Here is a 23,741-nt window from a genome sequence, read left to right as displayed (position 1 = left end):
GCCGCGCACTGACGAACCAGCGAATTCGCGAAGGAAAAGAAAAGACCTCAGTGCCTAAATCAACCGAAAAACTCGACCTGGCGACCCGCGCGGCGTGGCTCTACTACGTCGCCGGCAACACGCAGAACGAGATCGCCGAGAAACTCCAGATCTCGCGTCCCGTGGCGCAGCGGCTCGTCGCGTTCGCGGTGGAGAAGAATCTGATCCGCGTGCGGGTGGATCACCGCATCGCGGATTGCCTGTCGCTCGCGAAGCAACTGTGCGACCGCTATGGCCTCGCGATGTGCGAAGTCGTGCCCATCGACGGCGACTCGAAAGAGCAAGTGGACCGCAAGCTCGCCGTCGCGGGCGCGCAGGTGATGGAGCGCTATCTGGTCGATGAGAAGCCGATCGTCGTGTCCATCGGCAGCGGGCGCACGTTGAAGGCGGTCGTCGAGCAGATCGGACAGATCGACCGCCCGCAGCATCGCTTCGTGTCGATGGTCGGCGCGATCGCGCAGGACGGATCATCGAATCGCTACGACGTCGCGCAGCAGCTATCGGAGAAGACGGGCGGCAAGCACTTCATGCTGCCCGCGCCGCTCATGGCCGACAACGAAGCCGAGCGCGCGCAGTGGGTCAATCACCGGCTGTACCGTATCGTCGATGAACTCGCGCAGAAAGCCGACGTGGCGTTCGTCGGCATCGGCAATGTGGGCATCAATTGCCCTCTGCATCAGGACGGCTTCATCACGCGCGCCGAAGTGGACGAGATGATGAAGGCCGGCGCGGTCGCGGAATGGCTCGGCTTGCCGATCGACGTGAACGGCAAGCGCGTGCAGTCGAAGACCGGCGCGCGCGTCACCAGCCTGAAGCTCGACGCGCCGCCGAAGCGGCCGACCATCGGCTTCGCGGGCGGCGAGCGCAAGCGCGAAGCGTTGATCGCGGCGCTCAAGGGCCAGTGGCTGTCGGGACTCGTGACCGACGAGCTGTGCGCGAAAGCCGCGCTCGACGGGTGAACCTTTAGAACGCGATCTGCGCGTCCACCGCTTGGCCCGCTTCGAGCATCGCGCCCTCGCCTTCGACCACCATCGCGTTCTTGCCGAACGTGAGCTTGCCGTCGTGCTGCGCGCTTGCGCGGTACGTGCTCATCGTGTCGAGCGGTTCGTGCGGCCACTCGGGATTCGGTGCGCCGGTGAGTGGGTCGATGGTCGGCACCGGGCAGCGCGTGCAGAGCTTGACGAGGCGCAGTTGCACGTCGCGGCCGTCCGCGCGGATCAGCATGTCTTCGACGAAATCTTCCTCGTAGGCATCGAGCCCGCCGATCACGAGATTCGGCCGGAAACGGTTCGCGGCAATGGCGGGCGCGCCCTTCTGCGCAAGCCGTGCGTTGAGATCATCGAGCGATGCCTGACCGAGCACGAGCAGCGGAAAGCCATCGGCGAAGCGCGTGTGCGTCACGTGCGGCGCGGTCCACTTCTGATCGACGTTGCGCCGCGCCTGCGGTGCGAAGCGCGCGAGGCGCGCGGGCATGCCGAGGAGTTCGCTGAACCATTGCGCGGTCTGGGCGCCCGTGTCGAGCGCATCGACGGTGTCGCGCCAGACGGTCGCGCGCATCGGTTCGGCATTCGACAGTGCAGCAGCGTCCAGCGGCGTGCGCAGCGTCGGCATGCCGGGCGCGTCGACGACGAGATCGCCGCCATCGAACCCGGTGCGGATCAGCGCCATGCGCGGATGCGTGCGCTGCGTCAGCATGCCGCCCGACGCGTCGGTGACCATCCAGTTGCGGTCGTATTCGAGACCGGTTTCCAGCAGCATCGCGCGTTGCAGCGCGATGCCGGCGCAGGACTTGATCGGATAAACGTAGAGCTCGTTCAGAACGTGCATGGCGCGTGTCGGTGCGGTGGCGGGATGAGCCGCATTATCGCCTGCCGGCACGCGAACAAAACACGCGCCGCGTCAGGCCGACGCGCTTTGCACGCGCGGCATCTTCACTTCGGGATGCTCCGCGAGATACGCCTGCACCGCGTTGCGCGCGAACGCTTGGCCTGCTGCGTCGAACATATGGCAGTGGTCAGGCTCCGCGCCGAGCTTCAGCTTCTGGCCGCGCGCGTGCTTTTCCAGCGGCGGAATCCGCGAGATGAGGCCATCCGGCGCCACGGAGGTTTCCGCGTAGAGATAAGCGGCATCGCCGAGCGTCTCGACGGTCATCGTGCTCGCGGACACGCCGTAGTCGCTCGTGGCGGGCATCGGCTGCAAGTGCTCCGGACGAATGCCGACGGTCACCGCATCGCCCGGCTTCGCGTTGCCCGGCAGCACGCCGACCAATTGCGTCTCGCCGGTTTCGTACTTGACGAGCACGCCGTTGCTCTGGACCTGCGCGACCGTGCCGGACAGAAAGTTCATCTTCGGCGAGCCGATGAAACCCGCGACGAACTTGTTCGCCGGCGCGTGATACAGCGTGTTCGGCGTGCCGACCTGCTCGACGTTGCCCGCCGACAGCACGACGATCTTGTCCGCGAGCGTCATCGCTTCGACCTGATCGTGCGTCACGTAGATCATCGTCGTCTTGAGATCATCGTGAAGGCGCGCGAATTCCAGGCGCATTTTCACGCGCAGCGCGGCGTCGAGATTCGAGAGCGGCTCGTCGAAGAGAAAGACTTTCGGCTTGCGCGTGATCGCGCGGCCGATCGCCACGCGCTGGCGCTGCCCGCCCGACAGTTGCTTCGGCTTGCGGTCGAGCAGATGGTCGATATGCAGAATCTTCGCGGCCTGCTTCACGGCTGCGTCGATGGCGGGCTTCTTCTCGCCCGCGAGCTTCAGGCCGAAGGCCATGTTGTCGTACAGCGTCATGTGCGGATAGAGCGCGTACGACTGGAACACCATTGCGATGCCGCGCTTCGCGGGCGGCAGGTCGTTCACGCGCGCGCCGTCGATCATCAGGTCGCCGCCGCTGATGTCCTCCAGACCCGCGATCATGCGCATGAGGGTCGACTTGCCGCAGCCCGACGGCCCCACGAACACGACGAACTCGCCGTCTTCGATATCGAGGTTGACGCTGCGCATCACCTCCGTGTCTTCATAACGCTTGTTGATATTGCGTAACGTCAGGCTAGCCATGATGTGTCTCCTGTCGGCCTTGCTTCGCCGAGTCATGTGCCGCGCACGGTGGCCGTGCGCGCTAATTCGTTTCGAACGACGCGTGTTGCAGCCAGCGATCGACGAGCGCGGGCAGGCGCGCCATGTCGTCGAACACGATGGCCGCGCCCGCGCGCCTGAGCGTGTCCACCTGGCCTTCGCTCGCGTGTCCGCCGCCGATGAAACCGAGCACCGGCATGCCCGCCGCGCGCGCAGCCGTCACGCCCGTCACGCTGTCTTCGACGACGAGGCACATCGACGGCTCGACGTTCATCGCGCGCGCCGCCGCCAGATAGACGTCCGGCGCGGGCTTCGGATTGGCGACCATGTCCGCGCAGAAACGCCGCTCGCCAAAGAAGCGCACGAGGCCGGTGCGTTGCAGCGCGGTATCCACGTACGACGAGAAGCTGTTGCTCGCGCAGGCTTTCGTGAGCGGCACGGCCGCCAGCGCCTCGGCGATGCCCGCGACCGGCGGCGCCTGCACTGCCGCCGCCTCGACCGATCGCCGGATCGCGACGACCTGCTCGGGCGTCAACGAACGGTTGACGCTGTCGGCGGCGCTCGCGAGCACGGCTTCGATGCGCAGCCCGAGCAGCGGCAGCACGACCGGCTCGACATCGACGCCCGGCCACAGCGCCTGCAATTCGGTGACGAGCATGCGCGCCGCCACGGCTTCGCTGTCGATCAAGACGCCGTCGCAATCGCAGATCATCAGGCGGTCGTGTGGGAGAGTCAGGTTCACGAGCCCGCCCTCACTTGACTGCGCCGAAGGTGAGACCGCGCACGAGCTGCTTCTGCGAGAGCCAGCCGACGATCAGGATCGGCGCGACCGCGAGCAGCGAGGCCGCCGAGAGCTTCGCCCAGAAGAGCCCTTCCGGACTCGAATACGACGCGATGAACACGGTGAGCGGCGCGGCATTCGAACTCGACAGGTTGATGCTCCAGAACGCCTCGTTCCACGAGAGGATCACGAGCAGGAGCCCGGTCGATGCGAGGCCCGGCAGCGCCATCGGCATGAGCAGATAGACGATCTCCTGCCATGTCGTCGCGCCGTCGATGCGGCCGGCTTCCAGAATGTCCTTCGGCACTTCGTTGAAGTACGTGTAGGCCATCCACACCGCAATCGGCAGATTGATGAGCGTGTACACGATGATGAGACCGCTCACCGTATCCAGCAGCCCCGAGTTCTTCCACAAGAGGTAGATGGGCACGAGCACGCCGACCGACGGCATCATCTTCGTGGAAAGCATCCACAAGAGCAGCTTCTGCGTCTTGCGCGTGGGGAAGAAGGCCATCGCGTAGGCGCACGGCACCGCGAGCAACAGGCAGACCACCGTGACGCCGAGCGAGATCAGCACCGAATTCCACGCGAAGCCGAAGTAGTTGCTGCGCGCGAAGACTTCGCGGAAGCTCTCGAGCGTCGGTGAGAAGATGAGCGAGGACGAATACGCCTGCTGCTCGGTCTTGAACGCGGTGATCGTCATCCAGAAGATCGGGAAGAACAGCAGGATGGAGACGAGCCACGCGAGGACGCCGGGCACGATGCGCTTCACATGATCCAGCACGGGCACCGAAGTCGTGGAGGTAACGGGATGCGTGCTCATGACTCGTACTCCCCTTTGAGGTTCTTCGCGAGCATTCTCACGAGGAAGAACGCGACGATATTGGCGAGAATCACCGCGAGAATGCCGCCCGCCGAGGCGAGGCCGACATCGAACTGTTGCAGGCCGAGCGCATAGATCAGGTACGACAGGTTGGTCGTCGCGGTGCCGGGGCCGCCGCCCGTCGTCGTGTAGATCTCCGCGAAAATCGACAGCAGGAAGATGGTTTCCATCATCACGACGACCGCGATCGCGCGCTTCAGGTGCGGCAGCGTGATGAAGAAGAACATCGCGAACGGACCCGCGCCGTCGATGCGCGCGGCTTCCTTCTGCTCCTGATCGAGCGACTGGATCGCGGTGAAAAGAATCAGGAACGCGAACGGCAGCCACTGCCACGCGACGATCACGATAACCGCAAAGAGCGGATACTCGGCGAACCAGTCGATAGGCTGCATGCCGAGCGATCGCATCAGCGAGGCGACGAGGCCGTACACCGGATGCAGGATCATGTTCTTCCAGATCAGCGCGGAGACCGTCGGCATCACGAAGAATGGCGCGATCACGAGCAGCCGCGCGATGCCCTGCCCGATGAACTTGCGGTCGAACAAGACCGCGAGCAGCACGCCGCCGATCACCGTGATCGCCAGCACGGACGCGATCAGCGTCAGCGTATGCGCGATGGACGGCCCGAACGCGGGATCGGTGACGAGGAACTCGAAGTTGTCGAGCCCCGCGAATCCTTTGACATCGGGATTCAGCAGGTTGTAGCGCGAGAACGAGTACCAGATGGTCATCGCGAGCGGAATGGCCATCCACAGGAACAGCAGCCCGGACGACGGCGTTATCAGCCAGCGGACCGACTTCGCGCGTTTCTTGTCGCGCTCGGCGGCGGACACGTCGAAGTGATCGGCGATGGGGGGATTCAGTTGGCGCATGATCGTGTCACCTCTCGATGATGCCGGCGGGCCGATCTGTGTGAACGGCCCGCTTGCTTGCTGCTTATCTGCTGCTTACTTCTGATAGCCGGCCTGTTTTACCGCGCGATCGGCGGTGGCGTTGGCTGCCTTCAGCGCATTGTCGACGCTCGTCTGTCCGGCGACGACGCCCGCGATGGACTGCCCGACCACCGTGCCGAACGACTGGAACTCCGGAATGCCGACGAACTGGATGCCGCTATACGGCACCTTCTTCAGCGTCGAATCGTTCGGATTCGCGGACTCGATCGCCTGCAACACGAAGTCGCCGAACGGCGCGGCCTGCTTGTACTCGGGGCGAGCATAGGTCGACTTGCGCGTGCCCGGCGGCACCGAGGCCCAGCCTTCGTCCTTGCCGACCATCTCGATGTATTCCTTCGACGTCGCCCACGCGGCGAACTTCTTCGCGGCGTCCTGCTGCTTCGACGTCTTCGGAATCGCGAGCGACCACGACCAGAGCCAGTGCGAACCCTTCGGCGTGACTTGCGTCGGCGCGGCGGCGAAGCCGATCTTGTCGGCCACTTGCGACTGCTGCTTGTTGTAGAGCATGCCCGCGGCAACCGTCGCGTCGATCCACATCGCGCACTTGCCCGAGGACATCAGCGTGAGGTTTTCGTTGAAGCCGTTCGAGCTCGCTCCCGGCGGGCCGTCGTTCTTCAGCAGGTCCGCATAGAAGGACACGGCCTTGTGCCATTCCGGCGTGTCGAGTTGCGCCTTCCACTGCTCGTCGAACCAGCGGCCGCCGAACGTGTTTACGACCGTCGAGACGTACGCCATGTTCTCGCCCCAGCCCGCCTTGCCGCGCAGACAGATGCCGTACTGGCCCTTCGCCTTGTCGGTGAGCTTGTCGGCGAACTGCTTGATCTGGTCGTAGGTCGGCTGATCCGGCATCTTCAGGCCCGCGGCCTGGAACAGGTCCTTGCGGTAATACGTCATCGAGCTTTCGACGTAGAACGGAAGCGCGTAGAGCTGGCCGTTGTATGAGAGACCGTCGCGGGCCGTCTTCACGACATCGTCGAGATCGTAGTTCGAAGGCAGATTCGACATCGGCGACAGCCAGCCGCGCTTGCCCCACTGCGGCGCTTCATACGTGCCGATGGTCAGCACGTCGAACTGGCCGCTATTGGTCGTGATGTCGGTGGTCGCGCGCTGACGCAGCACGTTCTCTTCGAGAATCACCCACTTGAGCTGAATGTCGGGATTGGCCTTCTCGAACGCCGGCGAGAGCTTTTTCAGCTCGATCATGTCCGGATTGTTGAGCGTGGCGATGGTGATGGTCGTCGCGGCGTGCGCGGCGAGCGGCGCGAGCGCGGCGGCGGCGAGCGCGGCCGAAACCGCCGCGATGGAACGCCGCGTGCGCGGCTGGAGCTGGACGGTGCGTCGGGTGCGTTGGGTGCGTTTCATGTTGGTTCGTCTCCTTTTTCGTTTGCACGGTGCAGCGGATCGTGCATGCATGGCGCACGTGCCGTCTGTGCCGCTGCCTGATTCTGCTGCGCTGGGAACCGCGTGGTTGCTCGTTTTCTTCGCTGGCCCGCGTATGCTTCACCGCGACGCCGTTTCACTATAGACGGTGCGCCTCATGCTGCAAGGCGCACGCGCCGGGTCAACTCATCCAGTTGCCGCCATCGACGTTGATCGTCTGCGCGGTGATGTAATCCGAATCCGCCGATGCGAGGAACAGCGCCGCGCCGGTCAGGTCGTCCGGCACGCCCATGCGCCCGAGCGGCACTTCCTCGCCGACCATGCGCTTCTTTTCGCCGAGCGGCCGGTTTTCGTAACGGGCGAAGAGCGCATCGACCTGTTCCCACATCGGGGTATCGACGACGCCCGGCGCGATGCCGTTCACGTTGATGCGCGACTTCGCGAGCGCGAGCGCCGCCGACTGCGTATAGCTGATGACGGCCGCCTTGGTCGCGCAGTAGTGCGACACGAGCGCCTCGCCGCGCCGCCCGGCCTGCGATGACATGTTGATGATCTTGCCGCCGCGTCCCTGCTCGACCATGCGCCGGGCGACCGCCTGCATCAGGAAGAACATGCCCTTGACGTTGACCGCGAAGAGGCGGTCGTAGACGTCCCAGGACTCGTCGAGGATCGGGCGCATGTCGAAGAGCGCCGCGTTGTTGAAGAGAATGTCGATGCCGCCGAAGCGCTCCACGGCGCCCGCCACGATGCGTTCGATGTCTTCGCGGCGCGTGACGTCGGCTTCGAGCGCGAGCACGCGGCCGGCGGCGTTCTCATAACGCTGCGCCATGCCTTGCGCGTCTTTCACGTCGACCAGGACGAGCTTCGCGCCTTCGTCGAGATAACGCCGCGCGACCGCCTCGCCGATTCCGCTCGCGGCGCCTGTGATGACCGCGACCTTGTCTTTCAGTCTCACCGATGTCTCCGATTCTCTGCCCGACCGGCGCGAAAGTGAGCGAACGCTCGACGGCCGATCAATTGCTCTATGTTTGATCGAATGATCGGTGTTGCGGAGGCGCGTGTCAAGGCGTGGTTTCGCGGTTTCGATGCTGCAATGCGCAATCAATCTCGCGCCGCTGGCTCATGAGCGGGGCATCACTTCGGAAGTTTGGGTCGCTGAATCTCAGAACGTCCATTGACGCGTCTGCGGCCACGGCTCTAAGTTCTTGACCCTCGTCTTCCCGGAATCACTGCGACGGAAACTGATGCGCTGCGCTGTACGTACCCATGGAACTTGAGAAGCCGGCACTCACTTTCGACCGTGCAGGTTTAGCCGCACATGAATGGCAATCAACTCGTAAACTTGCTGACTCGTTCAAGAATCGCAATAAACGCAATCGCGCTCGCCTTCCCCCTCATCGCGAACGGGGCGCTCGGCTCCTCACATGCCGCAAATCCCGTCAAAACGGTTCAGTCCTCGCACCCGCCCTATGTCGCCAACGTGGCGGACGGGCATCTGATGTCGATTGCGCTGCCGCCTATGCGCTTGCGGCTCGATATGAACGCCGCGAACTCCATTAGATCGGAGACCGGAGACTTCAAGCCCGCACGGTATTCGTTCCCTGAAGCTCGCGTGCCGCAGTCCGTGCTGTCGAGCCTGACCGACATTTACCGCTACGATCGTCGGCGCGATGTCCCTATTGTTTCTTCGGGGGGAGACTGGGTGATTGCCGAGTATTTCCGCGCCGGGTCACACGTGCCGGTCGTGCGATTCCAGCTACTTGGCAAGCAAGTGCAGCGTCAGGAGGTGCTGGACCGAACCGGCAAGGCGGTGGAGATCGTCACTGTCGGCTGGACATCGTCTACGGCGAAAGATGACGACGATACAACGGAGCCGTCCACGGTCGACACGCATCCTGCATGGATACGTGTGTTCAAGGTATCGCCCGCCGGAAAGAAGACACTGGTCGCGTTAGCCTGGCGCAAGACACGCTTCCTCGTAGCGCCGGACCGATACGCTACGCCCGAAGACACGGAGCTTGTTTTCGGGCTGCCCGATGGAAAGGCGAAATGGCGGACGAAGGCGGAATTCCTGAAGGCCTGCAATATCGACCTCGATGCTAAAAGTCTTGGCGGGCCGTCTGCGTCGACGCCGCCTCATTCGCGAAGCACCAAACGATGAGCACATGCCGTCGTCGGTTCGTCATCGCCCTGCCCGTCCTTTGCCTCCTGTTGACTTTGCCCGCTGCCGTCTCACATTCGCTCGCTGCGCCCTCTGCGGCTCATTCGGACAAGGCAAACGGCGTTGCGCCGCAGCTTCAACCCGAACACTCGTATGTCGGACGGCAAGGAAATGCGTTCGTGTATGAAAAGGCTTCAGTCGACGGCGCGGATACCGAAGCGCCCGTTCTCGTCTGGTATGTGGGCGTGAGCAAAGGCAACGAGCCAGTCGTTCGCTATCAAGACGGACCGGCGACCGGAACACTGAGCTGCTATGACGACTGTCAGTTCGTGACAGGCATCACTCAGACCGGCGGAAGAATCACGCAGACCGGTCGGATCCGCGTGACGAACGACCCGCTCATCGACGCGATCATGCGCGACGCCCGTTCGGGCGCGCTCTCGCAGCCTTAGTCGCTCCTCTCTCGACGAACGGTCGTCCAGCACCGCGCCGGACGATTTGAGCACGACGCAAAGCCGACGTGCAAACCACCGTGATACGTTATATCATCGCCACTCGCTCATAGCGCCGCCTTGCGCGGCCACGATGACATGACCGCATCAATCGAAACCATGCTCGCCCGCGCCGAGGCGTTAGCCGACGAGCGCGGCCTCGCGCTCACGCCGCTGCGCCGGCACGTCTACGAACTCGTGCTGAAGGCGCACAAGCCCATCGGCGCATACGACCTCATCGACGCGCTCGAACCGCAGCGCGGCGCGCGCGTGCCGCCGACCACCGTGTATCGCGCGCTCGACTTTCTGGTCGAAAACGGCCTGGTGCATCGCATCGAGTCGAAGAACGCGTTCGTCGCGTGCTGCGACGCCGGCCGCCCGCACGAAAGCCAGTTTCTGATCTGCGACGAATGCGGCGCGACGCTCGAAATCCAGGGACGCGAACTCGCGTCGTCGCTGTCCGCGAGCCCGCCCGCGCACGGCTTCCAGCTGCGGCATCAGGTTGTCGAACTGAGCGGCCTGTGCAGCGAGTGCCAGCGCAAGCATCGCGCGAACGATCACGCCCACACACGAGGAACCCGATGAAACTCGCGCACATTCTGGGTTGCATCGCGGCCGTGTTCAGCATCGGCCAGAGCGTGACGGCGCATGCCGCCGGCGTGCCGGTGGTCGCAGCGGAGAACTTCTATGGCGACGTCGTGCGCCAGCTCGGCGGCGATCACGTCGAGGTCACGAGCATTCTCAACAATCCCGACGAAGACCCGCATCTCTTCGAAGCCAGCCCGAAGACCGCGCGCGCGCTTCAGCACGCGGCGCTCGTGGTCTATAACGGCGCGGACTACGACCCGTGGATGGACAAGCTGCTCGCGGCATCCAAGAGCAGCGGCAAGGGCAGCGGCAAGCGCACAGTGATCGTCGCGGCGCAGTTGACCGGCAAGAAGTCCGGCGACAATCCGCATCTCTGGTACGACCCGCCGACGATGCCCGCCGTCGCCAAAGCGGTAAGCGCGTATCTGGCGAGCGCGGACCCGGCGCACAAGAGCGATTACGACGCGCGCCTCGCCGCATTTCTGGCGTCGCTCAAGCCCATCGACGCGCGCATCGCGCAGTTGAAGTCGCGCTATCGCGGCGTGCCCGTGACCGCGACCGAGCCGGTGTTCGGCTATACGGCGGATGCCATCGGCTTCGAAATGCGCAACCAGCGGTTCCAGACCGCCGCGATGAACGAGACGGAGCCGAGCCCCGCCGATATCGCCGCGTTCGAGAAGGACTTGCGCGAACGGCGCGTGCACGTCCTGATCTACAACAGCCAGGCGACCGGCGCGCTCACGCGGCGTCTGCTCGGCATCGCGAAAGACGGGCATGTGCCGAGCATCAGCGTGACGGAGACGCTGCCCGCCGGCAAGACGTATCAGCAATGGATGGAAACCCAGCTCGACGCGCTCGCGGGCGCGCTGCAAGGATGGCAGCAATGATCCGCGAGTCGAAGGCCGCGCTCGAAGTCGATCGCGTGACGCTCGAACTCGGCGGACGCGCGATTCTGAACGATGCGAGCTTCACCGTTCACACCGGCGAATTCATCGGCGTGCTCGGACCGAACGGCGCGGGCAAGACCACGCTCATGCGCGCGCTGCTCGGCCTCGTGCCGGTCGCGTCCGGCGCGATTCGCGTGAACGGCGAAGCGGTCGTGCGCGGCAATCCGTCCATCGGCTACATGCCGCAGATTCGGGCGGGGCTCGCCAATCGCCGCGTGCTCGGGCGCGATTTCGTCGCGATGGCCGCGGACGGGCATCGCTGGGGCCTGCCGCGTCGCGACGCGCGCACGCACGCCGACGTCGAGCGCGTGCTCGATCTCGTCGGCGCGCGGCAACTCGCGGCGCGGCCGCTGTCGGAGCTATCGGGCGGCGAGCGTCAGCGGCTTCTGCTCGCGCAATGTCTGCTCGGCAACCCGCGTCTCTTGCTGCTCGACGAGCCGCTCATCAGCCTCGATCCGCGTCATCAGACGAGCGTCGTGGAACTCGTGCGGCGCGTGCAGCGCGAACTCAACATCACGGTGCTTTTCTCCGCGCACGAACTGAATCCGCTGCTCAATTCGCTCGACCGCGTGCTGTATCTCGGCAACGGGCGCGCGGCGCTCGGCACCGTCGATGAAGTCATCACGAAGCCGGTGCTTTCGCGTCTTTATGGCTCTACCATCGACGTCATGCGCGTGAACGGCCGCATCTTCGTGATGTCGGGCGACGTCGAAATCGACAAGCTCGATCACGCGCACGAAAACGGCAACGGGCATCAGCACGAGCACGACCACCAGCACGAGCACGCTCATACGCACGGCCACGGCAAGAAGGGAACGCACACGCACGATGTTTGAATACGACTTCATGGTGAACGCCTTCGCGGCGTCGGGCATCGTCGCGGTGCTGGCGGGAATCGTCGGGTATTTTCTGGTGATGCGCGGGCAGACGTTCGCGGGGCACGCGCTGTCGCACGTGGGCTTCACCGGCGCGACGGGCGCGGTGCTGCTCGGCGTATCGCCCATCTGGGGCATGGTCGGCTTCACGCTCGCGGCGGGCGTCGGCATGGGCGCGCTCGGCGAGCGGCTGTCGGGCCGCGACGTGGCCATCGGCGTGATTCTTTCGCTGTCGCTCGGCTTCGGCCTGCTGTTTCTGCACTTCTTCACCGCGTACGCGACGCAGGCCACCGCGCTGCTGTTCGGCAACGTGCTCGGCGTGAGTCACGAAACGCTCGTCGTCCTTGCCGGACTCGCGGCGGTCAGTCTCGTTGCGCTGGGCGTCATCATGCGGCCACTGCTCTTCGCTTCGTTGCAGCCGGAACTGGCCGAAGCAAAAGGCGTCTCGCTGCGCCTCGTCTCCGTGCTGTTTCTCGCGATCACCGCGCTCGCGGTGGCGGCGTGCACGCAGATCGTCGGCGTGCTGCTGGTGTTCGCGCTGATGGTCGGGCCGGCAGCGGCGGCGCAGAACGTGACCACGCGCCTGTCGACGGGCCTGCTGCTCGCCGCGCTCTTCGCGCTGGGGCAAGCGTGGGCGGGCCTCACGCTCGCCTACTACACCGACTGGCCGACGAGCTTCTGGATCACGATGCTCGCCGCCGTGGTCTATGCGGCGAGCCTGCTGGCGCGGCGCGGAAGCTGACCGACCGCTGCCGCAACCGCGCCGCGCTCAACGGCAGAGCACCCGCGCATGATGCGCGATGTGCTCGCCGATGAACGTCGCGATGAAGAAGTACCCGTGGTCATACCCTTCGTGACGACGCACCGCGACGCTATGCCCCGCCTCGCGCGCGTTGCGCTCGAACACATCGGGATGCAACTGCTCGGCGAGAAACTGATCGGCCAGTCCCTGATCGATCAGAATGCCGCCTTCGAAGCGTGACGCTGCATCGCCCTTCACGAGCTCGCTCGCGTCGTACTGCTTCCACGCTTCGCGGTCGTCGCCGAGATAGCCGGTGAACGCCTTCACGCCCCACGGACATTGCGAAGGCGCCGCAATCGGCGCGAACGCCGACACGCTGCGGTACACATCCGGATTGCGCAGCGCGAGCACGAGCGCGCCGTGCCCACCCATCGAATGGCCGAAGATGCCGAGCCGGTCCTCGCGCACCGGCAATTCCGCCAACACCGCTTCGCGTAAATCCTGCGTCACGTACGAATACATGCGATACCGCTCGCGCCACGGCTCGCGCGTCGCATCGACATAGAATCCCGCGCCGACGCCGAAATCCCACGCGTCTTTCTCGCCGGGAATGTCCGCGCCGCGCGGCGACGTGTCCGGCGCGATCAGCGCGATGCCATGCTCGGCCGCGTACCGCTGCGCGCCGGCCTTGATCGGAAACGTCTCTTCGGTGCACGTGAGACCGGCGAGATAGAAAAGCGCCGGCACTTTCGATGCCGACGCAGCGGCGGGCAAGAACACCGAAAAGCGCATAGGCAGGCCGATCGACCTCGACTCGTGCCGATAGATGCGCTGCACGCCATCGAAACAACGGTGTTCCTCGACGAGTTCGAGCATGGCGTCCTCCGCGCTCAATAGATGACGACGGAGCGGATGGACTCGCCCTTCTTCATCAGGTCGAAGCCGTCGTTGATCTGATCGAGCTTCAGATGATGCGTGATGAGATCGTCGATATTGATCTTGCCTTCCATGTACCAGTCGACGATCTTCGGCACGTCGGTGCGGCCGCGCGCGCCGCCGAACGCCGAGCCCTTCCACTCGCGGCCCGTGACGAGCTGGAACGGCCGCGTGCTGATTTCCTCGCCCGCCGCCGCCACGCCGATGATGAACGACTGTCCCCAGCCCTTGTGCGTGCATTCGAGCGCCTGACGCATCAGCTTCACGTTGCCGACGCATTCGAACGAATAGTCCGCGCCGCCATCCGTCAACTGCACGATGCGATCGACGACGTTCTCCACTTCGTTCGGGTTGATGAAGTCCGTCATGCCGAACTTCTTCGCCAGCTCGACGCGGCCCGGATTGATATCGACGCCGATGATCTTGTCCGCGCCCACCATCTTCGCGCCCTGAATCACGTTCAGGCCGATGCCGCCGAGCCCGAACACGACCACGTTCGCGCCGGCCTCGACCTTCGCCGAATACACGACCGCGCCGACGCCCGTCGTCACGCCGCAGCCGATGTAGCAGATCTTGTCGAACGGCGCGTCCTCGCGCACTTTCGCCACCGCGATCTCCGGCACCACGATGTAGTTCGAGAACGTCGACGTGCCCATGTAGTGAAAGAGCGGCTTGCCGTCGAGCGAGAAGCGCGAGGTGGCATCGGGCATCAGGCCCTTGCCTTGCGTCGCGCGGATCGCCTGACAGAGATTCGTTTTGCGCGAGAGGCAGAACTTGCACTGGCGGCATTCCGGCGTGTAGAGCGGAATGACGTGATCGCCCTTCTTCACGGTGCCGACGCCCGGTCCCACATCCACGATCACGCCCGCGCCTTCGTGGCCGAGAATCGCCGGGAAAATGCCTTCCGGGTCCGCGCCCGAGAGCGTGTAGTAATCGGTGTGGCAAATGCCCGTTGCCTTCACTTCGATCAGCACTTCGCCGGCGCGCGGCCCTTCGAGATCGACTTCCTCGATGGTGAGCGGCTGACCTGCTTTCCATGCGATTGCGGCTTTTGTCTTCATCGTTCGGTTCCTCGTTTCAATGGCAATGTTTGGTTCAGCGCACGACGTTCAGGACTTCGTAACATGCGCCCATCGTGTGATAGTCGGTCTTGCCGGCGGGGCTTTTTTCGTCGCTGTACTGGCGGTTGTCGCGCGTCAATATGCGATACCACGCGCCGTATTTATGATCGACGAAATGCGCCCAGCTATAGGCCCACAAGCGGTCGTAATCGCTCCAGTAGCGCGCGGCGGCCGACTGATCGGCATCGCGAGCCGCGCGCTCGGCAAGCAGCGCCGCCGCCGCGAGCGATTCCGCCTGCACCCAGAAGTACTTGTCTTCGTCGTAGAACTTGCCGTCCGGATCGAAGCCGTACACCATGCCGCCGTGCTCGTGATCCCATGACAGTTCGAGCGCGCGATCGAACAGCTCCCTCGCGCGCTCTGCATGCCACGCTTCCGGCCGATGCCGGTCGAGAATCAGCAGCAGCTTGGCCCATTCCGTCTGATGCCCCGGCTGAAATCCCCACGGACGAAAGATGTTGCTGCGGTCGCCCTTGTTGTAGTCCCAGTCGATCGACCAGTCCGGCTTGTAGTGCTCCCAGACGAGACCGCCCGCAAGCGCGGCCTGACGGTTGACCATGTTGTCGGCCAGAAGCGCCGCGCGGTCCAGATAGCGGGTCTCGCCGGTCGCTTCGAACGCAGCCAGAAACGCTTCGCATGCATGCATGTTCGCGTTCTGCCCGCGATAGTCCGATACCTTCCAGTCCGCGCTGGCCTCGTCTTTGTAGAGACCGTGCGGCGCGTCCCAGAAATGCGTCTCCATCAGGTCCCACGTTTCGTCGAGATAGGCGCGCGCCTCGTCGAAGCCCGCTTCCACCGCTTTCGCATACGCGAGCACCACGAACGCGAGGCCGTAGCAATGATTGGTCGCGTCCGTGACTTCGCGGCCATTCAGCGTCCACGCATAGCCGCCCGTTTCCGGATTGCGATGAACCTCGCGCAGATAGTCGATGCCGTGCCGCACGCCGCCGCGATATTCGTCGAGGCCGTAGTGCTTGTACGCCATCGCGTAGTTGAAGATGAAGCGCGTGCTCGACACGAGATGACGCGACTTGCGGTCGTAGATGGTGCCGTCGTTCTTGTAGAAGTGATAGAAGCCGCCTGCCGGGTCCATGCAGTGCGGGTGATAGAAGATCATCGTGCGCAGCGCGTGATCCAGGAGGAACTGGCGCGAGCGGAAGTCGGGTTGCGGCGTGTCGGATGCGGACATAGCGGATGTCGTTGATGTTGTGATGGGCCGACGGCGCGGCCCTCGCCTGAAGTGACGCGAATCGCACGTCAGTTTAAGGGCTGGCGGGCAAGACGTCAGAACCAGTCTTCGACGCGCTCGTAGAGAGCGATGAAACGCGCGTGCCTTTCGTCGAGCGCGGCGTCGCCTCGCGGACTCGCAACGCGCGTGCTGGCCGGCGTGAGCGACGCTAAGTCGTCGGCGCGCCAATGCCCCGCCGCCATGCCGCCGATGATCGCCGCGCCGCGCGCCGCCGCGTTCGGGCAATCGCAGGCGTGCAGTTCGACATGCAGCGCATCGGCGAGCAGTTGACGCCAGCGCGCGTCGATGGAACCGCCGCCCGCAAGCCGCATCGACGACAACGGCGTGCCGCTCGTCCGGATGGCGTCGAGTCCCGCCCGCAATGCGAATGCCACGCCTTCGAACGCCGCGCGCATCATCGTGCCGCGCGTGTCGTCGAGGCCGAGGCCGAGCCAGCCGCCGCGCGCCGCCGGATTCATCCACGGAGAACGCTCGCCGCTCAGGTACGGCAGGAAGCTCACGGACGCGCTCGCATCCGATGCGAACGCGTCCTCGTATGCGGCGGGCCACGATGCATAGCCGAGCCAGCCGCGCACGGTCTCCAGCGCGACGCCCACGTTCTGCATCGCCGCCATGCGATACCAGCGCGCGCCGGTGCTCGCCGCGCCGCGATACGTGTGGAGTCCGCGCACCGGCGACGGCGCTTCGTCGCTCATCACGACGATCTGGCCGCCGCTGCCCGTGGTGAGCAGCGCGTCGCCATCCGCGATCAGGCCGCTGCCGAGCGCGGCGCACGGCGTATCGCCCGCGCCGACGGCCATCGGAATGCCGGCGCGCAGGCCAAGCGCCGAAGCAGCTTCCTCAGACAACGCGCCCGCCTGCGCATCCGATGCCGCAAGCCGCGCGAACCACTCGCGCGACAAGCCGAGCCTCTCGATGAGCGCCGCGTCCCATTCGCCGGACGGCGCAGCGAGCGCGGTCGCGCACGCGTCCGACGGATCGGTCACGATCGCGCCGCCGAGCCTCGCGCGCAGCCAGTCCTTCGGCTGCAACGCCCAGCGCATGTCGGCGGCGAGCGCGGGTTCGTGCGTCGCGAGCCAGCGCAGGAGCGGCCCGGCCATGCCCGGCGCGACCGGGTTCGGCTGCGGCTCCGGCCACGCGTCGAGCAGCGCGCGGGCGCGCGTGTCCGGCCAGAGCATCGCGGGGCGCAGCGCGCGGCCATCGGCGGCGGTCGGCACCACGCCGTGCATCTGCCCTGAGAAGCCGATCGCACTCACGGCTTCGCGTTCGTGCGCGGGCAGGCGAGAGGCGGCATCGACGACAGCGGCATACCACGCATCGGCGGATGTCTCGGCCCAGCCCGGCTGCGCGCTCGTCACCGCATAAGCCGCGCTCGACGCTGCGACTTCGCGCGCGCGTTCGTCGACGATAGCCAGTTTCACGGAACCCGTGCCGAGATCGATGCCGAGAAAACGCATAAATGAGCCGCTCGAAAAGACGTTAGGGAAAACGCGGTAAGCGTGGAATAACGCGGAATCACGCGGGTTAACCCCGCCGCCGCACACGATGAACGAAAAACGGACTATACGCGCGCCGTGATGAACATCATAACGACGCGCCCCTTCAGTCGGCCTTGCATGAGCCGACAAAAATCCCTCGCGATGCGTCAAGTCCCTTGCAGCAAGGGCCTCCGCGCGGTTCCGTTCCGCCCTTCGCGCCGCTTGCATATCACCCCGCGAACCCGACGTATAGCGCCGCGTGGTCTTGTTCGCGCTTTTTGTCGCACTTACCTTGGAGGCCGTTCAAATGGAAAGGCAATCAAGGAGACACATATGGCATCGAGCACGAGCCACCCGAAGGTTCATCCGTGCGACGAACGGCTGCCGACCGGCCAGTTGCTCACGCTCGGCATACAGCACGTCCTCGTGATGTACGCGGGCGCCGTCGCGGTGCCGCTGATTCTCGGCGCGGCCATGCATCTGTCGAAGGACGAGGTCGCGTTCCTCATCAGCGCGGACTTGTTTTCATGCGGCGTCGCCACGCTGATTCAGACGCTCGGGCTGTGGATCTTCGGCATCCGCCTGCCGGTCATCATGGGCTGCACCTTCGCTGCGGTCGGACCGATGGTCGCCATCGGCACGAATCCGTCGCTCGGCATTCTCGATGTGTTCGGCGCGACCATCGCGGCCGGCGTCATCGGCATCTTTCTCGCGCCGATGATCGGCAAGCTGCTGCGCTTCTTTCCGCCGGTCGTGGTCGGCACGGTGATCGCGGTGATCGGCCTGTCGCTGATGGGCGTGGGCATCAACTGGGCGGCGGGCGGCGTCGGCAATCCCGACTACGGCAATCCCGTGTATCTGCTGCTGTCGCTCGTCGTGCTCTCGCTCATTCTGCTCATCAACAAGTTCGCGCGCGGCTTCATCGCGAACATCTCGGTGCTGCTCGGCATCGTCGCGGGCTTCGTGCTCGCCGCGATGCTCGGGCGCGTCAACATGGACGGCGTCGCGCATGCGCCGTGGGTCGGCATCGTGCTGCCGTTCCACTTCGGCATGCCGCACTTCGATGCGCTCTCCGTCGCGACGATGGTCATCGTCATGTTCGTGACGTTCATCGAATCGACGGGCATGTTCCTCGCGGTCGGCGATCTCGTGGAGCGTCCGGTCGATCAGAAGGCGCTCGTGCGCGGCTTGCGCGTGGATGGTCTCGGCACGCTGATCGGCGGCATTTTCAACTCGTTTCCGCATACGTCGTTTTCGCAGAACGTCGGGCTGATCGGCGTGACGGGCGTGAAGAGCCGCTTCGTCTGCGCGACGGGCGGCGTGATTCTCGTCGTGCTCGGCCTCTTTCCGAAGATGGCGCAGGTGGTCGCTTCAGTGCCGCCGTTCGTGCTCGGCGGCGCGGGCATCGTGATGTTCGGCATGGTCGCGGCGAACGGCATCAAGGTGCTGTCGAAAGTGGACTTCGTGAAGAATCACCACAACCTGTTCATCGTCGCGGTGAGCGTCGGCCTCGGGCTCGTGCCGGTGGTCGCACCCAAGTTCTTCTCGCAACTGCCGCACGCACTGGAGCCGATTCTTCACAGCGGCATTCTGCTGGCGTCCGTGTCGGCGGTCGTGCTCAATATCGTGTTCAACGGCGTGCGCAAGGAACGCGAAGCGCGCTGTGAGATTCGTCAGGCAGGGCATGATTTCGACGGCGCGGCGCGCGCATCGGAAGCGCAGTGATGGCTTGAAGGAAGTGCTTGCGGGTTGTGATGGGTTGGCGCCGCGGTGTGAGCCGCGGCGCTTTTTTGTTGTCGCGGTCCGCGGGTCGATGCGCGACGAAGTCGGCAACGTAACCGCTTGCAAATTGATTCGGATACCTTATTACCTACCGGTCGATGCCACTCGAACGAATCACTCTGGACGACGCGGGTGATACATCAGGAAACCAGGCGTCTTTCTCGCGTCGACTGTTCTGACGGCGCGCCGAGGTCGCCGAGGTCCACCGCCGAAAACCGCGCGATGCTCATCACCAGCCCATTCCAGACGGCGCGCTGGCTAACGTACTCGTCGGCTCCGCCGTCATCGATGAGGTCCTTCAGTCCCGCACCGCGCAGCCGTTGCGCCGCGCGCCCGTAGTGGTCGGCCCATGCTGCACGGGTGTCATCGTCCGACTCTGCGCCGCGGCCCCGAATGCGGGCGCCCGAGTGCACGTAAGCGCCATCCAGTGTGTCCAGCGTCGACAACGCGGCTCGCCAGAGCCCTTCGACGGCAGCGCCATGCTTCAGCAAGTCGGAGGCGTCGTCGCGCAGGCAGGCTCTGAGCAGTGACACCGTTTCGAGCGACATGAAGGCGATCGCAGCCAGTGAGAAGTGTGGCTCGGGATAGCGGAAGAAGAAGGTGATCGGGTAAATCCTCAGCGACTCGTGCACCGATGACAGCGACTGGGCAGCGTCGGAGAGCATCGAATAGGCCGTCTCCGGATGCTGCCCGACCGCCAGCCCTCGAATAAGCTCGACTGCGTCGCCGGTTTCCCGCGTGAGGAAAAATAGTTGCTGCCCCAATGTATTTTGCCGCTGCAGCGCACCGTATAGTTGCAGCAAGTACGACAGCGTCAGAGTCACGACTGCCGTGCCGACAAACGAGCCGACAAGGTAGACCATCCTGTACGCGTTCGTGTGCGGAATGAAGTCGCTAGAGCCCGTGATCGACAGACTTGTCGCCGCTGCGTAGACCGCTGCCGCGAAGTCCGTCGGTGTCGGCCCCGAACTGGAGCGGACGCTGTCTCCCAGCGCCGGCCACAGCAGCAGTGCATCGCCGAGCGTCAGGCAAAGCGTCCACGTGACGAGCAACAGAACGAGGATAAGCGGACCCGCGAATGACAGCGCCTCCCGTTTGGGGCCGTCCCTCATGGGCAGGCGGCGAAACGCCGCCCAGACTCCTTGAGCGATGGCAAGGCTGATGAGTCCGGCGCCGAGACGCTTGGCTCGTCCCCGACCGACGCGTGCGTACAGGATGGTGAGAAAGATATCGGCGAGCGTGCAGATCATGATCGCGGCGCCGACGATTTGGCCGAACGTGCCCATATGCGCACCACCCTGAGGTAGACCCCGCTACGACAGCGTCGCGGGACAAGAATGGCAGCAACCGGTGTGCCGTCGGTCTTCAAGTGGTCACTCCGCTCTGCTTCGATAATGGCACGCGACATGCTGCCCACCCGTTCCATCACGCGCTTCCCGGATTCTCCGACGAGTGGATGCCAGCAACTAAGACACATACGAAGACGCGATCATCGAAAGGCGACACGAGCGAGTCTCTCACGGGCTTCGTGCGCGTGCGTGGCGCGCGAGAGCACAACCTGAAGAACGTCGATGTCGACGTTCCCCGCGATGCGCTCGTCGTCTTCACGGGCGTATCGGGCTCCGGCAAGTCGTCGCTTGCGTTCGGCACGTTGTACGCCGAAGCGCAACGGCGCTACTTCGAATCCGTCGCGCCTTATGCACGCCGCCTGATCGAGCAGGTCGGCGTGCCGCAAGTCGGGTCGATCGAAGGCCTGCCGCCCGCCGTCGCGCTTCAGCAGCAGCGCGGCGCACCGAATGCGCGTTCGTCGGTGGGAAGCATCACGACGCTCTCCAGTCTCGTGCGCATGCTCTACTCCCGCACGGGCAGCTATCCGGCCGGGCAACCGATGCTTTATGCCGAGGACTTTTCGCCTAATACCGTACAGGGCGCGTGCCCGGTCTGTCACGGCCTGGGACGCGTCTACGAGGTCACGGAAGCGTCGATGGTGCCCGACGATACCCTGACCATCCGCGAGCGCGCCGTGGCCGCGTGGCCGCCCGCGTGGCACGGGCAGAATCTGCGCGACATTCTCGTGACGCTGGGTTACGACGTCGACAAGCCGTGGCGTGACTTGCCGAAGAAGGATCGCGACTGGATTCTATTCACCGACGAACAACCGACCGTACCGGTCTATGCGGGCCTCACGCCGAAGGAGACGCAAGCGGCGCTCAAGCGTGGCGCGGAGCCGAGCTATCAGGGCACGTTCACCAGCGCGCGCCGGTACGTGCTGCATACCTTCGCCCATACGCAAAGCGCGCTGATGAAAAAGCGCGTGTCGCGCTTCATGGTCGGCAAGGATTGCGCCGCATGTCACGGCAAACGGCTGAAGCAAGAGGCGCTGTCGGTGACGTTCGCCGGACTCGATATCGCCGAGTTCTCGCGGCTGTCGCTTAACCGCCTAGCTGAACTGCTCGAACCGATCGCACGCGGCGCGTGGCCCGACACCGATAGCGACGGCCACGTGCTCGAGGAGGACGCGCGGCGCGCGGCGACGGCGAAACGCGTGGCCGCCGGCGGTTCGGCGCACAAGGCGGCTCCGGACGTGCGGCGAACGCCCAATCTCTCGGACGAGAAACGCGCGGCCGCCGAGCGCATCGCCGCTGATCTGCTGGAGCGCCTCGTCACGCTGACCGACCTGGGGCTCGGCTATCTTTCGCTCGATCGGGCGACGCCCACGCTCTCATCCGGCGAGTTGCAGCGCTTGCGGCTTGCCACTCAGCTTGCGTCCCAGCTTTTCGGTGTCGTGTATGTGCTGGACGAGCCTTCCGCCGGTCTGCATCCGGCCGACAGCGAGGCGCTCTTCGTCGCCTTGCAACGCCTGAAGTCGGCGGGCAATTCGCTCTTCGTGATCGAACATGATCTGCACATGATGCGGCGCGCGGACTGGCTCGTGGATGTCGGCCCCGCAGCCGGCGAAGCGGGCGGCGAAGTGCTGTATAGCGGGCCACCTGAAGGACTGGCCGAGGTAGAAGCATCGCAGACGCGAAGGCATCTGTTCGCCGCGGGTTCGCCCGCGATGCGCCGGCCGCGTGCCGCGCGCGACTGGTTGCGGCTGTCGGGCATCAAGCGCAATAACCTGCATAACATCGATGTCGCGTTCCCTCTCGGCTGCTTCACGACAGTGACCGGGATATCCGGCTCCGGAAAGTCGAGCCTCGTGAGTCAGGCGCTGCCCGAGCTCGTCGCCGCGCGGCTGGGACGGCTGCTCGACGACGAAGGCGATGAAGAACAGGACCCGCTGCTCGCGCGCGCGGAGACGCCTGCGGACGGACATATCGCGGCAGGCATGGAGACCGTGAAGCGACTGGTGCGCGTCGACCAGAAGCCGATTGGCCGGACGCCGCGCTCGAATCTTGCGACCTACACCGGCCTCTTCGATCACGTGCGCAAGCTCTTCGCCGATACGCCTGCCGCGCGCAAGCGCCGCTATGGCGCGGGCCGCTTCTCGTTCAATGTGGCGCAAGGGCGTTGCCCGACATGCGAAGGCGAAGGCTTCGTGAGCGTCGAGCTACTTTTTCTGCCGAGCGTTTTCACCTCGTGCTCCACGTGTCACGGATCGCGCTACAACCCGCAGACGCTGGAGATCGAATGGCAAGGCAAGAACATCGCGGACGTGCTTGCGATGAGCGTGGATAGCGCATGCGCGTTCTTCGCCGCCGAGCCTGCGGTAATGCGCGCGCTCACCGTGTTGCGCGACATCGGGCTCGGCTATCTGCGTCTCGGCCAGCCAGCGACGGAACTGTCGGGCGGCGAGGCGCAGCGCATCAAGCTCGCGACCGAATTGCAGCGCGCGCATCGCGCGGACACGCTTTATATTCTCGACGAACCGACTACTGGCCTTCACCCCGCCGACGTCGACCGCCTGATGGCGCAACTGCAAGGGCTCGTCGATGCGGGCAATACGGTGGTCGTTGTCGAGCATGACATGCGAGTCGCGGCCGACAGCGACTGGGTCATCGACATGGGTCCGGGCGCGGGAGAGGATGGCGGGAGGGTACTCGTGGCGGGCGAGCCGCGCGTGGTTGCGCGGCACGAGGAGAGTCGCACGGCGGAGTATCTGCGGGAAGTCGTCCGACCGGGGCGCCGGAGTGGTTGATGCGGGACGGGTTGACATCTAAAGCGCGGCAAGGGACGGCGCGACCTTACTGCGCCTCGCCGATCAACTAGATTCGTCGTCGCCCAAAGTCTGCACCAGTTGACGCACGCGGCTCAAAC

21 protein-coding genes are annotated in these 23,741 nt (G+C 64.9%); 9 read left to right on the top strand and 12 right to left on the bottom strand.

Going from position 1 to position 23,741, the window contains the following annotated elements:
* Positions 1-50: 50 nt before the first annotated feature.
* Positions 51-998: a sugar-binding transcriptional regulator gene (locus tag NCR35_RS03970; RefSeq protein WP_250533177.1), complete on the top strand. Its 948-nt coding sequence runs from the start codon at positions 51-53 to the stop codon at positions 996-998.
* A 4-nt stretch (positions 999-1,002) separates the two neighbouring features.
* On the opposite strand, the gene NCR35_RS03965 is transcribed toward NCR35_RS03970, so the two are convergent.
* The 7 genes from NCR35_RS03965 to NCR35_RS03935 all read right to left on the bottom strand — a co-directional run bounded on the left by NCR35_RS03965 (position 1,003) and on the right by NCR35_RS03935 (position 8,069).
* Entirely contained in the window at positions 1,003-1,866 is an 864-nt protein-coding gene (locus tag NCR35_RS03965; RefSeq protein ID WP_250533176.1) for an MOSC domain-containing protein, read from the bottom strand.
* 72 nt (positions 1,867-1,938) lie between these two features.
* Positions 1,939-3,099, bottom strand: coding sequence for an ABC transporter ATP-binding protein (locus NCR35_RS03960; RefSeq protein ID WP_244848013.1), 1,161 nt, complete (start codon positions 3,097-3,099; stop codon positions 1,939-1,941).
* Between the two features lie 61 nt (positions 3,100-3,160).
* Complete coding sequence (locus tag NCR35_RS03955) at positions 3,161-3,829, bottom strand: HAD family hydrolase (RefSeq protein ID WP_250533234.1); 669 nt, start codon at positions 3,827-3,829, stop codon at positions 3,161-3,163.
* A gap of 40 nt (positions 3,830-3,869) precedes the next feature.
* Complete coding sequence (locus NCR35_RS03950; RefSeq protein ID WP_250533175.1) at positions 3,870-4,721, bottom strand: carbohydrate ABC transporter permease; 852 nt, start codon at positions 4,719-4,721, stop codon at positions 3,870-3,872.
* Positions 4,718-5,653 (bottom strand): carbohydrate ABC transporter permease, encoded by a 936-nt coding sequence (locus NCR35_RS03945; protein ID WP_250533174.1) that lies wholly within the window; start codon positions 5,651-5,653, stop codon positions 4,718-4,720. Before NCR35_RS03945 ends, NCR35_RS03950 begins: the two co-directional genes overlap by 4 nt.
* A gap of 75 nt (positions 5,654-5,728) precedes the next feature.
* Entirely contained in the window at positions 5,729-7,096 is a 1,368-nt protein-coding gene (locus tag NCR35_RS03940) for an ABC transporter substrate-binding protein (RefSeq protein WP_250533173.1), read from the bottom strand.
* Positions 7,097-7,295: 199 nt separating this feature from the next.
* Positions 7,296-8,069 (bottom strand): L-iditol 2-dehydrogenase, encoded by a 774-nt coding sequence (locus NCR35_RS03935; protein ID WP_250533172.1) that lies wholly within the window; start codon positions 8,067-8,069, stop codon positions 7,296-7,298.
* Between the two features lie 363 nt (positions 8,070-8,432).
* Here NCR35_RS03935 and NCR35_RS03930 point away from each other — a divergent pair, with 363 nt between their 5' ends.
* The 6 genes from NCR35_RS03930 (at position 8,433) to NCR35_RS03905 (ending at position 12,918) form a co-directional block, all read left to right on the top strand.
* Positions 8,433-9,275 (top strand): hypothetical protein, encoded by an 843-nt coding sequence (locus NCR35_RS03930; protein ID WP_250533171.1) that lies wholly within the window; start codon positions 8,433-8,435, stop codon positions 9,273-9,275.
* A 179-nt stretch (positions 9,276-9,454) separates the two neighbouring features.
* On the top strand, positions 9,455-9,727 hold the full coding sequence (locus NCR35_RS03925; protein ID WP_250533170.1) for a hypothetical protein: 273 nt from the start codon (positions 9,455-9,457) through the stop codon (positions 9,725-9,727).
* Between the two features lie 138 nt (positions 9,728-9,865).
* Positions 9,866-10,351, top strand: coding sequence for a Fur family transcriptional regulator (locus NCR35_RS03920; RefSeq protein ID WP_250533169.1), 486 nt, complete (start codon positions 9,866-9,868; stop codon positions 10,349-10,351).
* Complete coding sequence (locus NCR35_RS03915) at positions 10,348-11,241, top strand: metal ABC transporter solute-binding protein (protein ID WP_250533168.1); 894 nt, start codon at positions 10,348-10,350, stop codon at positions 11,239-11,241. Before NCR35_RS03920 ends, NCR35_RS03915 begins: the two co-directional genes overlap by 4 nt.
* On the top strand, positions 11,229-12,137 hold the full coding sequence (locus NCR35_RS03910; protein ID WP_250533167.1) for a metal ABC transporter ATP-binding protein: 909 nt from the start codon (positions 11,229-11,231) through the stop codon (positions 12,135-12,137). Before NCR35_RS03915 ends, NCR35_RS03910 begins: the two co-directional genes overlap by 13 nt.
* Positions 12,130-12,918 (top strand): metal ABC transporter permease, encoded by a 789-nt coding sequence (locus NCR35_RS03905; protein WP_175939597.1) that lies wholly within the window; start codon positions 12,130-12,132, stop codon positions 12,916-12,918. Before NCR35_RS03910 ends, NCR35_RS03905 begins: the two co-directional genes overlap by 8 nt.
* Before the next feature lie 27 nt (positions 12,919-12,945).
* On the opposite strand, the gene fghA is transcribed toward NCR35_RS03905, so the two are convergent.
* From fghA to NCR35_RS03885, 4 genes are all read right to left on the bottom strand, one after another.
* Positions 12,946-13,794 (bottom strand): S-formylglutathione hydrolase, encoded by an 849-nt coding sequence (gene fghA, locus NCR35_RS03900; protein ID WP_250533166.1) that lies wholly within the window; start codon positions 13,792-13,794, stop codon positions 12,946-12,948.
* Positions 13,795-13,808: 14 nt separating this feature from the next.
* Positions 13,809-14,915, bottom strand: coding sequence for an S-(hydroxymethyl)glutathione dehydrogenase/class III alcohol dehydrogenase (locus tag NCR35_RS03895; protein ID WP_175939595.1), 1,107 nt, complete (start codon positions 14,913-14,915; stop codon positions 13,809-13,811).
* Positions 14,916-14,949: 34 nt separating this feature from the next.
* Entirely contained in the window at positions 14,950-16,164 is a 1,215-nt protein-coding gene (locus tag NCR35_RS03890) for an AGE family epimerase/isomerase (RefSeq protein WP_250533165.1), read from the bottom strand.
* A gap of 95 nt (positions 16,165-16,259) precedes the next feature.
* On the bottom strand, positions 16,260-17,681 hold the full coding sequence (locus tag NCR35_RS03885; RefSeq protein WP_250533164.1) for a xylulokinase: 1,422 nt from the start codon (positions 17,679-17,681) through the stop codon (positions 16,260-16,262).
* Between the two features lie 354 nt (positions 17,682-18,035).
* Between NCR35_RS03885 and NCR35_RS03880 the strand changes: the two genes are divergently transcribed.
* Positions 18,036-19,427: a nucleobase:cation symporter-2 family protein gene (locus NCR35_RS03880; protein ID WP_250533163.1), complete on the top strand. Its 1,392-nt coding sequence runs from the start codon at positions 18,036-18,038 to the stop codon at positions 19,425-19,427.
* 197 nt (positions 19,428-19,624) lie between these two features.
* Here NCR35_RS03880 and NCR35_RS03875 read toward each other — a convergent pair whose 3' ends face one another.
* Positions 19,625-20,770, bottom strand: a complete 1,146-nt coding sequence (locus tag NCR35_RS03875; protein ID WP_250533162.1) for an ion channel — start codon at positions 20,768-20,770, stop codon at positions 19,625-19,627.
* A gap of 170 nt (positions 20,771-20,940) precedes the next feature.
* Between NCR35_RS03875 and NCR35_RS03870 the strand changes: the two genes are divergently transcribed.
* The gene (locus NCR35_RS03870; RefSeq protein ID WP_250533161.1) at positions 20,941-23,622 is read left to right on the top strand and encodes an excinuclease ABC subunit UvrA; all 2,682 of its coding nucleotides are present in this window, start codon (positions 20,941-20,943) and stop codon (positions 23,620-23,622) included.
* Positions 23,623-23,741 lie beyond the last annotated feature (119 nt).

This window comes from Caballeronia sp. AZ10_KS36, assembly GCF_023631105.1.
GTDB lineage: Bacteria > Pseudomonadota > Gammaproteobacteria > Burkholderiales > Burkholderiaceae > Caballeronia.
The sequence above is the reverse complement of the archived record's forward strand: the minus strand, read 5'-3'. Positions and strand labels throughout refer to the sequence as shown.

Coding starts and splice junctions, on each gene's coding strand:
- NCR35_RS03965 (WP_250533176.1), bottom strand. CDS start 1,866: ATGCACGTTCTGAACGAGCTCTACGTTTATCCGATCAAGTCCTGCGCC.
- NCR35_RS03960 (WP_244848013.1), bottom strand. CDS start 3,099: ATGGCTAGCCTGACGTTACGCAATATCAACAAGCGTTATGAAGACACG.
- NCR35_RS03955 (WP_250533234.1), bottom strand. CDS start 3,829: ATGATCTGCGATTGCGACGGCGTCTTGATCGACAGCGAAGCCGTGGCG.
- NCR35_RS03950 (WP_250533175.1), bottom strand. CDS start 4,721: ATGAGCACGCATCCCGTTACCTCCACGACTTCGGTGCCCGTGCTGGAT.
- NCR35_RS03945 (WP_250533174.1), bottom strand. CDS start 5,653: ATGCGCCAACTGAATCCCCCCATCGCCGATCACTTCGACGTGTCCGCC.
- NCR35_RS03940 (WP_250533173.1), bottom strand. CDS start 7,096: ATGAAACGCACCCAACGCACCCGACGCACCGTCCAGCTCCAGCCGCGC.
- NCR35_RS03930 (WP_250533171.1), top strand. CDS start 8,433: ATGAATGGCAATCAACTCGTAAACTTGCTGACTCGTTCAAGAATCGCA.
- NCR35_RS03920 (WP_250533169.1), top strand. CDS start 9,866: ATGACCGCATCAATCGAAACCATGCTCGCCCGCGCCGAGGCGTTAGCC.
- NCR35_RS03915 (WP_250533168.1), top strand. CDS start 10,348: ATGAAACTCGCGCACATTCTGGGTTGCATCGCGGCCGTGTTCAGCATC.
- NCR35_RS03910 (WP_250533167.1), top strand. CDS start 11,229: ATGGCAGCAATGATCCGCGAGTCGAAGGCCGCGCTCGAAGTCGATCGC.
- NCR35_RS03905 (WP_175939597.1), top strand. CDS start 12,130: ATGTTTGAATACGACTTCATGGTGAACGCCTTCGCGGCGTCGGGCATC.
- fghA (WP_250533166.1), bottom strand. CDS start 13,794: ATGCTCGAACTCGTCGAGGAACACCGTTGTTTCGATGGCGTGCAGCGC.
- NCR35_RS03895 (WP_175939595.1), bottom strand. CDS start 14,915: ATGAAGACAAAAGCCGCAATCGCATGGAAAGCAGGTCAGCCGCTCACC.
- NCR35_RS03890 (WP_250533165.1), bottom strand. CDS start 16,164: ATGTCCGCATCCGACACGCCGCAACCCGACTTCCGCTCGCGCCAGTTC.
- NCR35_RS03885 (WP_250533164.1), bottom strand. CDS start 17,681: ATGCGTTTTCTCGGCATCGATCTCGGCACGGGTTCCGTGAAACTGGCT.
- NCR35_RS03880 (WP_250533163.1), top strand. CDS start 18,036: ATGGCATCGAGCACGAGCCACCCGAAGGTTCATCCGTGCGACGAACGG.
- NCR35_RS03875 (WP_250533162.1), bottom strand. CDS start 20,770: ATGGGCACGTTCGGCCAAATCGTCGGCGCCGCGATCATGATCTGCACG.
- NCR35_RS03870 (WP_250533161.1), top strand. CDS start 20,941: ATGCCAGCAACTAAGACACATACGAAGACGCGATCATCGAAAGGCGAC.